General features: G+C 72.4%; 9 protein-coding genes. 4 read left to right on the forward strand and 5 right to left on the reverse strand.

Annotated features, from left to right (window positions below; translation table 11 throughout):
* Window positions 1-60 precede the first annotated feature (60 nt).
* Complete coding sequence (locus AB0N03_RS02290; protein ID WP_364364016.1) at window positions 61-519, reverse strand: carboxymuconolactone decarboxylase family protein; 459 nt, start codon at window positions 517-519, stop codon at window positions 61-63.
* Window positions 520-566: 47 nt separating this feature from the next.
* Between AB0N03_RS02290 and AB0N03_RS02295 the strand changes: the two genes are divergently transcribed.
* Entirely contained in the window at window positions 567-1,955 is a 1,389-nt protein-coding gene (locus tag AB0N03_RS02295; protein WP_364364019.1) for a PLP-dependent aminotransferase family protein, read from the forward strand.
* Between the two features lie 113 nt (window positions 1,956-2,068).
* Here the strand turns inward: AB0N03_RS02295 and AB0N03_RS02300 are convergent, their stop codons facing one another.
* Complete coding sequence (locus AB0N03_RS02300; RefSeq protein WP_364364022.1) at window positions 2,069-2,422, reverse strand: VOC family protein; 354 nt, start codon at window positions 2,420-2,422, stop codon at window positions 2,069-2,071.
* A gap of 69 nt (window positions 2,423-2,491) precedes the next feature.
* On the reverse strand, window positions 2,492-3,292 hold the full coding sequence (locus AB0N03_RS02305; RefSeq protein WP_364364024.1) for a hypothetical protein: 801 nt from the start codon (window positions 3,290-3,292) through the stop codon (window positions 2,492-2,494).
* Window positions 3,293-3,643: 351 nt separating this feature from the next.
* Here AB0N03_RS02305 and AB0N03_RS02310 point away from each other — a divergent pair, with 351 nt between their 5' ends.
* Together AB0N03_RS02310 and AB0N03_RS02315 are read left to right on the forward strand one after the other, a co-directional pair.
* Complete coding sequence (locus AB0N03_RS02310; protein ID WP_364364027.1) at window positions 3,644-5,224, forward strand: substrate-binding domain-containing protein; 1,581 nt, start codon at window positions 3,644-3,646, stop codon at window positions 5,222-5,224.
* 11 nt (window positions 5,225-5,235) lie between these two features.
* The gene (locus tag AB0N03_RS02315; protein WP_364364030.1) at window positions 5,236-6,978 is read left to right on the forward strand and encodes a hypothetical protein; all 1,743 of its coding nucleotides are present in this window, start codon (window positions 5,236-5,238) and stop codon (window positions 6,976-6,978) included.
* Here AB0N03_RS02315 and AB0N03_RS02320 read toward each other — a convergent pair.
* Entirely contained in the window at window positions 6,972-7,676 is a 705-nt protein-coding gene (locus tag AB0N03_RS02320; RefSeq protein WP_364364032.1) for a class I SAM-dependent methyltransferase, read from the reverse strand. The two genes, AB0N03_RS02315 and AB0N03_RS02320, sit on opposite strands and share 7 nt — an antisense overlap.
* 109 nt (window positions 7,677-7,785) lie before the next feature.
* Between AB0N03_RS02320 and AB0N03_RS02325 the strand changes: the two genes are divergently transcribed.
* Window positions 7,786-11,796, forward strand: a complete 4,011-nt coding sequence (locus AB0N03_RS02325; RefSeq protein WP_364364035.1) for an alpha-(1->3)-arabinofuranosyltransferase — start codon at window positions 7,786-7,788, stop codon at window positions 11,794-11,796.
* Between the two features lie 19 nt (window positions 11,797-11,815).
* Here the strand turns inward: AB0N03_RS02325 and AB0N03_RS02330 are convergent, their stop codons facing one another.
* A complete protein-coding gene (locus AB0N03_RS02330; protein WP_364364038.1) occupies window positions 11,816-13,018 on the reverse strand; it encodes a polysaccharide biosynthesis protein in 1,203 nt (400 codons plus the stop codon).
* Window positions 13,019-13,047 lie beyond the last annotated feature (29 nt).

The following is a 13,047-nucleotide window of genomic DNA, read 5'->3' on the forward strand; positions in this document are numbered from 1 at the left end:
AGGGCCCCTTGGGTGCGTTGAACGCAACCAAGGCCACATTGGGGCGCTGGGCCGGGACCGTCACCGGGTCACCCGCTCGTCCGTGCCGGGCACCTTCGCCGTGGTGATGGCGATGCGGTTCCACGTGTTGATAGTGAAGATCAGCGCGAGCAGCTGGGCCAGTTCTTCCCCGCCGAACTGGCCGGCTGCCCGGGCGTAGACGTCGTCGGGGACGCCGCCGGGGATCAGCGTGACGGCTTCGGTCAGGGCCAGCGCGGCCTGCTCCTTCTCACTGAAGAAGTGACCGGCTTCGTGCCACACCGCGACCATGTGCAGCCGCTCCTCGCTCTCGCCGGCCTTGCGGGCGTCCGAGGTGTGCATGTGGAGGCAGTAGGCGCAGCGGTTGAGCTGCGACGCGCGGATCTGGACCAGCTCGACCAGCGTGGGGTCCAGGCCGGCGCGGGCGGCGGCGTCGAAGCCGATCAGGGCCCTGAAGGCCTTCGGAGCGGACTTGGCGAAGTTCAGGCGGGAGTTCGTCATGACCAGAAATCTAGGGCGCGGTTGACCCCCATGTAGGGTGCATTTCCGTGGCAGATTTGTGGGTCAATTCCGGAGTCGACCTCCACCTGGAGCTGACGGGCGCCGGCGGCAGGCGGGCCGCGCTCATCACCGCGCTGCGCGACGCCGTCCGCACCGGGCGGCTCGCCCCGGGCACCCGGCTCCCGCCGTACCGGTCGCTGGCCGCGGACCTCGGGCTGGCGCGCAACACCGTCGCCGACGCCTACGCCGAGCTGGTCGCCGAAGGCTGGCTGACTGCGGTCCAGGGTTCCGGCACCCGCGTCGCCTCGCGGGTCGAACCGCTCCCGGCCGCCCGGACGCCGAAGAAAGCGCCGGGCGTGCCGGCACCGCGGTACAACCTGCGGCAGGGTCAGCCGGACGCGACGTCGTTCCCGCGCACCGAATGGCTCGCCGCCGCGCGCCGCGCGTTGTCCGTCGCTCCGCACGACGCTTTCGGTCCCGGCGACCCGCGCGGCCGGCGGGAGCTGCGGGAGGCACTGGCGCGCTACCTCGCGCGGGCCCGCGGCGTGCGGACGTCGCCGGAGCGGATCGTCGTGTGCTCGGGGTTCGCGCACGCGCTGCGGCTGCTGTTCCCGGCGGTGCTGCGCGGACCGCTCGCCGTCGAGGCGTACGGGCTCGCGTTCCACCGCTCGATCTTCGCCGCGGCCAGCGTCGAGACGATTCCGCTGGCCCTGGACGAAAAAGGCGCCCGCGTGGCGGAGCTGGACGTGCCGGCGGTCCTGCTGACGCCCGCGCACCAGTTCCCGACCGGCGGCCCGCTGCACCACGACCGCCGCACCGCGGTGGTCGACCACGTCCGCGCGACCGGCGGCCTGCTCATCGAGGACGACTACGACGGCGAGTTCCGCTACGACCGCAAGCCGGTCGGCGCGGTCCAGGGCCTCGACCCCGAGCACGTCGTCTACGCCGGCTCGGTCAGCAAGAGCCTGTCACCCGCGCTGCGGCTCGGCTGGCTGGTGCTGCCGGCCCACCTCGTCGACGCCGTGCTGGCGGTGAAGGGCGAGCGTGAGGCGTGGGCGGGGGTGCTCGACCAGCTGACGCTGGCGGAGTTCCTGGCGTCCGGGGCGTACGACAAGCACATCCGCCGCATGCGTCAGCGGTACCGGCGCCGCCGTGACCTCCTCGTCCAGGCGCTGGCTTCGCGGGCCCCCCACGTGGTGCCGACGGGCATCGCCGCGGGTCTGCACGCGGTGCTGCGGCTGCCGCCCGGCACCGAGCAGCCGGCGGTGAAGGCCGCGGCGTGGCAGGGACTCGCGCTGGACGGCCTGGCCGCGTTCCGGCACCCGGACAGCACGATGTCCACAATGGACGGATTGGTGGTCGGGTACGCGACCCCGCCGGAGCACGCCTACCCGGCGGCGGTGGACGCGCTCTGCCGCGCCTTGCCGCCCGCGTGAGTGCGGCTCAGCCCGAGCGTCCCAAGGTGGCCTTCGGTGCGTTCAACGCACCGAAGGGCCCCTTGGGTGCGTTGAACGCAACCAAGGCCACATTGGGGCGCTTCGGGTCCGGGTCAGGCGGGCTGCCACAGCTCGACGCGGTTGCCTTCCGGGTCGGTGACCCAGCCGAATCGCCCCACGCCGTCCATGTCCTGGGTCTCCTCGGCCACCTCGGCACCCTTCTCGCGCAGCTGGGCGAGCATGGCGTCGAGGTCGCGGACCCGGAAGTTGAGCATGGTCTGCTGCGAGCGGGCTCCGAAGTAGTCGGTCCCGGCGTCGAACGGCGCGAACACCGTGGGCCCGGGTTCCTGCTGCCACAGGCCGTGCTCGTCGGCGCCGAGGCCGAGGCAGTCGCGGTACCAGGCACCCAGGGCCGCCGGGTCCGCGGCGCGGATGAAGTACCCACCGATGCCGAGCACGTGTTCCATGCCGCGATCCTGCCAGCGCGGGAGAGGGTCCGGGGCCGCCGACACGCGGAAGGAGCCCCGGACCCCGCGCTACCCGACGATGTCGAGCTCGAACGGGTCGGCCGCGCTGTAGTTGATGTCGGCCCACACCGCGCCCGGCAGGTCGTAGCGCCGGTGGGACGTCAGCTTGTTGTTGTAGCCGACGACCTGCGTCGGGTTGTGGCCGACGCCCTGGTGGTCGTTGCCCCAGGCGAAGATGTCGCCGACCCACATCGGCTTCGAGAAGCCGTCACCGCCGAGCCGTGGGCGGATGACGACCGCCGCGCCGGGGCTGCCGGACAGGAACACCCGCACCGTGTTCTGGTTGGCGTTCGGCGGGGTGACGGTGATGCGCTCCATGATCTCCACTCCAGTCGAGGCGGATCCGTTTCCGTCCACTCCGGGCCAGTAGTCGGCGACGGACGAGACGTCGTAGCCCGGGGCGACGTCCCCGCGGTACTGCTTGGCGACCGCACCGTCCGGGATGGCGGGATCGCCGTTGTAGTGGGCGATCCAGTAGTGCGGCTCCGCGACGCCGGCCGACGAGAACGCCGATCGCACCGAGGGCCAGGTCGAGAGGTTGCAGTAGATCGTCGGGTCCGCGCCGGCCGCGCGGCGCAGCCGGACCCACTCCGGCGCTTCGCCCGGCGTGGCGTCGCCGGGTTCGACGTCCAGGACGTGGCCGTCGTTCGTGCTCGCTTTCTTGACGATGGTGACCTTGACCGCGGTGGGGAAGCGCGCCCAATCGGCGGCCGACCAGGGTTCCAGTTTGATCTTGTCGATGTATCCCGCGACCATCTCCGCGCCGGCGGGGATGTTCGCGGCCGTGACCGCGTCGTACATCGTGCGCACGGGTTGCGTCTCCGTTCGGTGCCGTTCGCCGTTTCGGGGACGGCGAAATCGTCTCCGCGATCCGCCATCGTGCTGTTACCCGTGTGGGACGGGCGTCAAGCGAAAATGTTACGCAGTTTCCGTCCGTCACCAAAACGGCCGCCCCGCGCAATTCCTTCACCACGGGATCACCCGGCGATGGTGACTTTCCGCTATCGGGACTGAACCTTGATTCTGGTTAGGTCGGTGCTACGGACCGTAGGCAGGCTACCTGAGGTGACCTTCGCGCCGGCCGACGGCTGAATAAGGTTCACTGGCTTCCCGCTCGCCCGGCTGGCAAGCTGCCAGGACTTCACGAGGGAAGGGACGTGCATGGCGGCACACCCGGCGCGGACCCGGCGCATCGACGCGCGGGTCGTCGTCCTGAGCGTGCTGCTCGTGGTCGCCCTGCTCGCCTGGTTCGGCGTCGACTACCTGCGCGACCGCCTCGCCGCGGGAGGCTGCGACACCACGACGCCGGTCACGATCACCGCGGCGCCGGACGTCGCGCCGGTGCTCACCGCGCTGGCCCGGACGGTACCGGGGCCGGACTGCTACACCGTCGAGGTCACGGCGTCCGCGTCGACGGCCACCGCGGCGGCGCTGGAAGCCAACGGCGCCAACGGCCCCGACGTCTGGGTGCCGGAGTCGAGCACCTGGCTGCTGCAGGCCCGCGACGGCGGTGCGTGGAACCTGCCCGAATCCGGGCAGTCGGTGGCGAGCTCGCCGGTCGTCCTGGCGCTGACCGACGACGTCGCGAAGCAGGCCGGCTGGCCCGGGAAGTCACCGTCCTGGTCGGACGTCCTCGCGGGAAGCCCGGTCGGGCTGCCCGACCCGGGCCGCGACCCGGCCGGGATCGCCGCGCTGATCGGCCTGCGGCAGCTGACGAAGGACGCGCCCGACCCCGCCGCGGCGTTCACCGAGGAGATCCGCAAGCTGTCGGCGGTGAAGGAGCCGTTCACCGCGTCGCCGGCGTCGGAGCAGTCCGTGCTGGCGCGCAAGCTCGTCGCCGCGTACCCGGCGGCGGGCGTGCCGAGCTTCGACTACCCGTACGTCGTGCTGCCGCGCGCGTCGGAGGCTTCGCGGTCGGCGGCCGAGCGGTTCCTGCGGCTGCTGCTCGACCAGACCGCGACGAAGACGTTCGCCGACGCCGGGTTCCGGACGCCGGCCGGGCAGCTGCTCGGCGACCGGCCGCGCGACACCCGCACGGACGCCGCGCCGCGCCCGGCCGGGCCGCCCGCGCCCGACGCGATGTACGGCGTGCTGCAGGCGTGGGCCGGGGCGAACCTCAGCGCCCGCGTCCAAGTCCTGCTCGACGTGTCCGGCTCGATGGCCGCCACTGTCCCCGGCACCGGCCGGAGCCGGATGGCGCTCACCCTCGAAGCCGCGACGCAGGGCCTCGGGCTGTTCAAGCCGACGACGCAAATCGGCCTGTGGCTGTTCTCGACCAAGCTCGACGGCGCCAAGGACTACAAGGAACTGCTGCCGATGCGGTCCATTTCGGAGCAGCTCGCCGGGGGCGGGGTGGCGACGCTGCAGGCGGTCAAGCCCAAGCCCGGCGGCGCGACCGGGCTGTACGACTCGATCCTCGCCGCGTACCAGAACGCCCGCCAGAACTGGCAGCTCGGCCGGATCAACGTGGTCGTCGTGATGACCGACGGCCGCAACGAGGACAGCGACTCCGTCGGGCTGCCCGGCCTGCTCGCGGAGCTGGGCCGGCTGCAGGACCCGCGCAAACCGTTGCCGGTGATCGGGATCGGCATCGGCCCCGACATCGACGCGGGCGAGCTGAAGCAGGTTTCGGCCGCCACCGGCGGCGAGTCGTTCACCACGCCGGACCCGCGCAAGATCTCCGACGTCTTCTACCAGGCGTTGAGCACGCTCATGTGCCAGCCGCCGGCCTGCAAGAAGTGAGGACCCCCGTGTTGGTGGAGACCGAAACGCCCGCCCCACGGGTGACCCGAAGACCGACCACCCTGGTCCTGGCGGCGTTCGTCGCCGGCGTGGTGCCGTTCGCGTTCCACGCCTGGGCGGCGCTGCACGGGAACCTCGCGCAGGACGACTTCGTCATGACCTACCGGGCCGCCGTGGCCGGGCCGTTCGACCTCGGGTTCCTCTTCCAGGACTACCACGGGCACCTGACGCCCGGCGGGTTCTTCGTCGTGGCGGTGCTGACGTGGTGGGCGCCGCTGAACTTCCCGCTGCTCGTGCTGCCGCTGCTGCTGATGCGGGCCGTCGCGACGGTGCTGTTCTGGTGTCTGCTGGTGCGCTGCTTCGGGCGCCGGTGGTCGATCCTGGTGCCGTTCACCGTGTTCACGGCCTCGACGCTGCTGCTGGTCCCGACGCTGTGGTGGGCGTACGGCATCCAGATCGTCCCGGTGGTGCTCGCGGCCGTCGGGGCGTTGTACTGGCACGTCCGCTACCTGCGCGACGGGGGCCGGTGGTGGATCGGCACGTTCGCGTGGACGCTCTTCGGCCTCGCGTTCTACGAGAAGGCCGCCGTGATCCCGCTGCTGCTGGCCGGGGTCACCGTCCTGCTCGGACAGTCCTTCCGGGAGCGGTGGCGCTACTGGGCGGGGCACTCGGCGCTGCTCGTCGTGTTCGTCGTGGGCTACCTCTCGCTGACGTCGAGCCAGGTGACGCCCGGCGGCCCGCCGATGACCGCCGGGACCGTCGCCGACCTGACCGGCCGGATGCTCGGCGACACCTTCCTGCCCGGGCTGGCCGGCGGGCCGTGGTCCGGCCCCGGCCCGGGCGCGACCTGGGCGCCGACGCCGTTCACGGTCGTGGTCCTGCTGTTCGCCGCGGCGCTGGCGCTGCTGTTCGCCGGCGTGCGCGTGGGCGGGCGCCGGGCCTGGCGGGCGTGGGCGCTGCTCGGGTTGCTGCTCGCCATCGACGTCGGGCTGCTGGCGTTGACGCGGCTGCGCGAAGTCGGCCCGGCCGCCGGCGACGATCCGCGCTACCTCGCGGAGCTGGCGTTCGTGGCTGCCCTTTGTGGAGCGTTCGCGTTTCTGCCACCGGGCGAAATTGCGCCGTCCGGCGGAAAGCGTGAACGGCCGATCGCGCTAGCCGTGTGCGTGCTTTTGCTCGTCAGCTCCGCGGTGGGGTTTTCGCGGCTCGCCCCGGCGCTGCGGTTCGACCATTCCGCGCAGTACCTCGGAAACGTCCGGGCGGCCGTCGCCGAGGACCCCGATCTGGTCTTCTACGACACGTTCGTCCCGTCCGATGTGGTCCACGAGTGGTTCGGCGCGGACTCGCAGGCGTCCCGGGTGGCCGGCCTGGTGCCCGGCACGCACTTCGACCAGCCGACGAACCGGATGCACCTGCTCGACGCCACCGGCACGCCCCACCTGATCACCGGGGTGGCCGCGGAGTCCCACGGCGTCCAGGGGCCGGTGCCGAACTGCGGGTACCCGGTCGGCGAGACCCAGGTGCGCGTCCCGCTCGACGCGCCGGTGCTGGGCCGGCACCTGCTGAAGATCGACTACTTCACTTCCGACGGCGGCGAGGGCCTGGTGGAGCGGACGCCGGTGTGGTTCCAGGCCGGGCTGCATTCGCTCTACCTGCCGGTGGACGGCCTCTTCGACCACATCGGAATCCAGCTGTCGAGCCCGGGCGCGCCGGTGTGCGTCGCGAAGGTCGAGATCGGGAAACCGGTGACTCAGTAGGGGTCGTACGGGCTGTCGTGGCCGAAGATCCGGGCCACCGGCCGCAAGCGCAGGCGCAGCAGCACCTTGATCCCGACGTTGCGCAGGAACCACGGCAGCTGCGCCAGCACGCGCGCGCGGTCCGCCGTGGACGGTGGCTTCAGCTTGAACCGCGCCAGCGACGTCGCCCGGTCCACATAGGTGTACCGACGTCCGAAGAGGACCTTCGCGATCGTGCCCAGCGTGACGCCGATCGAAGAAAAGCAGTCGTGGACCAGGATTTCCGCGCCCGGCGGCAGGTGCGCCGACCAGCGCAGGTCGTCGGTGTAGGTCCAGTAGTCGTGCTTGCCGTCGATGTAAAGCAGCTGTATGGGCCGGTCCCAGTCAGGCCGCAGTTCCGTGCTGTAACCGGCGACGAGCTCGACGACGTCGTCCAGCCCGGCCTGGCGGATGTTGCGCTCGAACAGCTGCCGCGTCGGCGATCCGCCGAACAGCCGGCCGTCCACGAAGGGGTCGACGGCGATCACCGTGGCGCCGACCGTGCGGGCGGCCGCGCCGAGGACGATCGTGGATCGGCCCTGGTGGCTGCCGATTTCCAGGATGACGTCGCCCTTTTCGAGGCGCCGCGCGGCCTGCCACAGCGCCTCGCCCTGCGCGCGCGTCATCCAGCCCTTGACCGGCTCGGCCAGGGTCCAGGCGTCGGCGAAGCCGTCCGCCACCAGTTCGTCCGGAATGGCGCACCTGCCCAGGAGTTTCGGGGACCGGGAACTCTGCCTTCACTAAAACTGTCGGCACATGGTAGCCAGGTTTCGGCCTAGTATCTACCGGATGGTAACCGCCACCCGCGAACGGTCCCGGGACGACGCCCCGCCCTCCGGCGGTGCCCGGAAGTTCTCGGTGGGCGCGTTCTTCCGCCGGCCGAGCACGTGGATCGTGCTGGCGCTGACCACGTTGTCGTTCCTGCAGATGCCGGGGAAGACGACGTTCGACACGAAGCTCGACCTCGCCGTCGACCCGCTCGCCTTCCTCGGCCGCGCGCTGCACCTGTGGAACCCGCAAGCCACGGCGGGGGAGCTGCAGAACCAGGCCTACGGCTACCTCTTCCCGATGGGCCCGTTCTTCGCGCTGTGCCAGGCCGTCGGCCTGCCGGCGTGGATCGCGCAGCGGCTGTGGGGCGCGGTCCTGCTCTCGGCCGCGTTCGGCGGCGCCCTGCTGCTGGCGCGGGCGATGAAGCTCGGCACCGAACGCACGCGGCTGATCGGCGCGCTCGGGTACGCGCTCGCACCGCGCATGCTGACCGAAATCGGCGGTCTGTCCGCGGAAATGCTGCCCGCGGTGCTGCTGCCGTGGGTGCTGGTGCCGCTGGTCCGGGCCGGGACGATCGGCTCGCCGCGGCGCGCTGCCGGGCTGTCCGCCCTCGCCGTGCTGTGCATGGGCGGGGTCAACGGCGCGATGGTCGTGATGGCGCTCGTCCTGCCCGGACTGTGGCTGCTGACGCGCAAGTGGACGCGTCACCACGTCGAACTGGTGCTGTGGTGGTTCGTCTTCGTCGTCGGCGCGACGCTGTGGTGGATCCTGCCGCTGTTGCTGCTCGGCGAGTACAGCCTGCCGTTCCTGGACTACATCGAGTCCGCGACGAACACGACCGCGCCCATGTCGCTGTTCGAGGTGCTGCGCGGGACCAACCAGTGGGTCGCCTACGTCGTGCAGGGCACGCCGTGGTGGCCGGGTGGCTGGTCGCTGATCGACAACCCGGTGCTGATGCTGGCGACCGGGCTCGTCGCCGGCGTCGGCCTGCTCGGGCTGACCCGGCGCGGCCTGCCCGAACGCCGGTTCCTGGTGCTGGGCGTCCTCACCGGCCTCACGCTGCTGACCATCGGCTACGTCGGCACGCTCGACAGCCCGCTGGCCGAGCAGGTCCGGCACCTGCTCGACGGGCCGCTCGCCCCGCTGCGCAACGTGCACAAGTTCGAGCCGGTGCTGCGGCTGCCGCTGATGCTGGCGTTCGTGCACGGCATCTCGAGCCCGGCTCGGGTGAAGTCCGCGCGGCGCTTCCTGCGGCCGGCGCTGGGGCTCTTGCTGGTCCTGGTGATGGCCGCACCCGCGTGGCTGCTGAACCTGCGCTCCGGGCCGGGCTGGGACGACGTTCCCGCCTACTGGTACGACGCGATGGGCTACGTCGCCAAAGCCGACCCGAACGCCCGGACGCTGCTGCTGCCGGCCACCGGATTCGGCGAGTACGACTGGGGCCGCACGGTCGACGAACCCGCGCAGGCCATCGCGAAGAGCCCGTGGGCGGTCCGCAACCAGGTACCGCTGGGGTCCGAAGGAAACACCCGGCTGATGGACTCGGTCGACGCGGCGCTCGCCGACGGCCGCGGCGACCGCGGGCTCGCCGCGTTGCTCGCGCGGTCCGGGTACCGGTTCCTGGTGCTGCGCAACGACATCGACCGGGAACGGAACACGGCGCCGCCCATCGCGACGCTGCGTGCGGGGCTGGCCGGCTCGCCCGGCATCGGCAAGGCGGCGGAGTTCGGGCCGCTCGAGATCTACGAGGTTCGCCAGCAGGTGCCCTTGGCCACGGCGACGTCCACAACGGACGTCCCGACGGTGAGCGGCGGCCCGGAGAACCTGCTCCCGCTGATCGACTCCGGCCAGCTCGACCCGGCGACGCCGACCGTGCTGACCGGCGACGGCGGTTCGCCCGGCGGACCGCGGCTGGTGACCGACGGCCTGCGCCGCGCCGAGCGGAACGTCGGCGGCGTGCGGGACAACCTCAGCCAGACCCTGACCGCCGGGGAGGCGTTCCGCCAACAGCGTGCGGCCGGTGATGTCTTGCCGTTCCCGGGCGAGGAGCACCAGACCGTCGCCGCCTACCGGGGCATCCGCGCGGTGACGGCGTCGACGGCCGCGTCGTTCGCCGACGCGTTCGGCGGGTCCGACCCGGGGCACCAGCCGTTCGCGGCGATCGACGGCGACCCGCGCACGGCGTGGCACTCGTCGTCGTTCACCGGCCCGGTCGGCCAGTGGCTCGAGGTGGAGCTCGACACCCCGCGGCTGGTGAACTCGGTCGACCTGCAGATGGTGGACGACCTCCGCGTCGGCTGGCCGCCGACCCGGGTCCGGATCACCACCGACAACGGCTCGGTCGACCAGCAGGTGATCCGCGGCGCGGGTTCGCACAACTATCCCGTCGCGGCCGGCGTCACGCGCAAGGTGCGGATCACGCTGCTGTCGCTGGTGGTCGGGCGGCAGGACGGCAACGTCGGCGTCGCGGAGCTGAAGATCCCCGGCACCGAGCCGCAGCGCGCCCTGGAAGTCCCGGCCGACCTGCCCGCCGGACCGGCGCCGGGGTTCGCGTTCACGCGCGGCGCGCAGCCCCGGTACGCCTGCCTGCCTTCCGGCGACGCGGTGCGGTGTGACGCGTCCGCCGCTCGTGACGGCGAAGAGCCCGACGGCATCCGGCGGCTGTTCAGCACCCCGGCCGAGCAGACGTTCCTCGTCGGCGGTTCGGTGCTGCCCGCGGGCGGCGGCAAGAACCCCGTGCAGCTGCCGGGCGTCACGGTGGCGTCGACGTCGCAGCTGGCCGGCGACCCGGCGGCGGCCGGGTTCGCGGCGGTGGACGGCGACGCGGGCACGACGTGGCGTCCCGACGCCACCGACCTGCGTCCGACGCTCACCCTGGGCTGGACCGGCTCGAAGCGGATTTCGGGGCTGCACATCGGGGTTTCGCGCCTCAGCGGGGCGCGTGCGCCCCGGCAGGTGGAGCTGGTGGGGCGCACCGGAACGCGCACGGTGGAGCTCGACGAGGGCGGGTCGGCGTCCTTCGAGCCCTTGGACACCGACCAGCTGCAGATCGTGCTGCCCGGGGACGACGACAACCCCGCCGCCCGGGCGGCGGTCGGCATCGGGAGCCTGGAGCTCTCCGGTTCCGAGGGACTGCTGCCCGGGCCGGACCCGGCGTTCACGGTGCCGTGCGGGGCGGGGCCGAACGTCCACCTCGACGGTCTCGACTACCGGACGTCGGTGCAGGGCACGCTGGCCGACATCACCGCGCACCGGCCCCTGGACCTGAAGATGTGCCGGGACTCGGAGGGCGGGATCTCCCTGCCGTCCGGCGGGCACGAGCTGCGGACGGACCGGTCGGACTCGTTCGTCGTCCAGGACCTGTGGCTGCGTCCTTCGGTTTCGGCGGCTCCAGTCGTGCACCGCGCGGTGCAGGTGGAGAAGTGGGAGGCGGCGTCGCGGTCGGTGAAGGTGGCGCCGGGCGCGGAGGCGGTGCTGGCGATCCCGGAGAACGCGAACGCGGGCTGGGTGGCCACAGTGGACGGACGCGAGCTGGCCCGCACCCGCGTCGACGGCTGGCAGCAGGCGTGGATCGTCCCGGCGGGCGCGGGCGGGGTGGTGACGCTGGCGTTCACGCCGGACTCGTCGTACCGGACGGCGTTGCTGATCGGCGCTTCCGCGGTGCTGCTGATGCTGGTCGGGGTCTTCTGGCCGGCCCGGCGGCGGTCCTTCCGCGTGCTCCCCGGGGGTTCGCTGGTGCCGGTGGCGCTGATCGTGCTGCTGGTGGCGCTGGGCGGGATGCTGCCGGTGGTGCTGCTGATCGCGTGCCTGCTGGCGCGGCAGTTCTGGGACCGGGCGCCGCGGTACCTGGCGTTCGGCGGGATGGCCGTGGCGGCGGGGGTGTCGGTGACGGGCCGGATCCTGGGCCACGGCCAGGAGTGGGCGTACGGCCCGGTGACCCAGGCGGCGCTGCTGCTGGCGGCGGCCGCGATGGTGGCCACGTGCGTGGACTGGTTCACCCGCAAGGAGAACCCGACAGAGCCGGCTGGGTAGCGGCGCCGCGGCAGACTGCTCAGGGGGTGCGGCGGGCGCGGAGTTCGAGCACGAATCCCGCCACCGCCAGGCCGCCCGCGCAGCAGGCCGCCACCGTGACCACCTGGGTCGCCGACGCGTGCAGCCACGCCGTGATCAGCAGCGCTTCCACCCCCACCGCCGCCCACATCAGCACCGCTACCCGGCGGTCGCCGTCCGCCAACCGCGCGTACAGCAAGATCTGGACCAGCGCCAGCATCGACCCCGCCAAGGCGAACGGCCACACCGGCATCGAGCTCCCCGCGTACTTCGCCCCGCCGATCAGCGACAGCAACGACGGCCCCAGCACCACCGAAGCCAGCAGCACGAAGGCGTCGAGGAACGCACAAACCGCCAATGCCACCGGCAGCACCCGCCGACGGCCGGAGGACGCGGCGAACCGGGGGAGCACCAGCACCCCCACCGCCTGCGGCAGCCAGTAAGCGATCTTCGTGACGATCGCCCCGAGCGCGTATTCCCCGGCGGAAGACGACGGCAACGTGTGCCGCGCCAGCACCAGGTCCAGGTTCACCAGCAGCACCAGCGCCAGCATCGCTTGCGCCGTATGGAGTACTTCGACGCCGTGGCGATCGGCCCAGCGGGGGCGCGGGCGGCCGCAGATCTGCCAGCCCGCCACGACCACCGCCAGCGACCCGAGCGCCGTCCCCACCAGGGCGCCCGTCGTGGTCCGCGAAACGAGCAACCCGACCAGCGACCCGCCGACCTTGCCCAAACCCTCCAGGGCAATCAGCCCGGCCAGCACCGCGAACCGGTGACTGCCCTGCAGCAGCCCGTGGAACAACCCCAGCAGCGTCAACGGCCCGAGCGCGGCCGTCACCAGCAGCGCGGGCGTCAGCGAACCCAGGTGCAGCAGGAGCACCAGCAACGGGCTGAGCGTCAACGCCGCCGTCGCGACGATCCCGCTCGTCACCAGCCCCAAGGCGAACAGCGAACCCGGGGAAGCCGACCGCGAGCGCGCGACCCGCAGCGCCACCACCGTCTGCAGGCCCATCGCCGGGACGACGCCGATCACCAGCACCGCCAGCAGCGAGCTCAGCTCCCCGAACGCCCCCGGCGCGAGGATCCGCGCGGCCGCGAGGCTCAGCACGTAACTGCCCGCGTTGTTGCCCGCGAGCGCGAGCGAGACGAGGATCGCCGCGACCCGGTTGCCGGTCCGGGCCGGCACTTCGGTGTCTACGCTCAACGGCGGGCTCCCCATTACCGGCGGGTAAT

It is taken from the genome of Amycolatopsis sp. NPDC051061 (assembly GCF_040682935.1).
GTDB lineage: Bacteria > Actinomycetota > Actinomycetes > Mycobacteriales > Pseudonocardiaceae > Amycolatopsis.

Bases quoted from the DNA above. Each gene is read 5' to 3' on its own strand.
- AB0N03_RS02290 (WP_364364016.1), bottom strand. From the start codon at position 519: ATGACGAACTCCCGCCTGAACTTCGCCAAGTCCGCTCCGAAGGCCTTC.
- AB0N03_RS02300 (WP_364364022.1), bottom strand. From the start codon at position 2,422: ATGGAACACGTGCTCGGCATCGGTGGGTACTTCATCCGCGCCGCGGAC.
- AB0N03_RS02310 (WP_364364027.1), top strand. From the start codon at position 3,644: ATGGCGGCACACCCGGCGCGGACCCGGCGCATCGACGCGCGGGTCGTC.
- AB0N03_RS02325 (WP_364364035.1), top strand. From the start codon at position 7,786: ATGGTAACCGCCACCCGCGAACGGTCCCGGGACGACGCCCCGCCCTCC.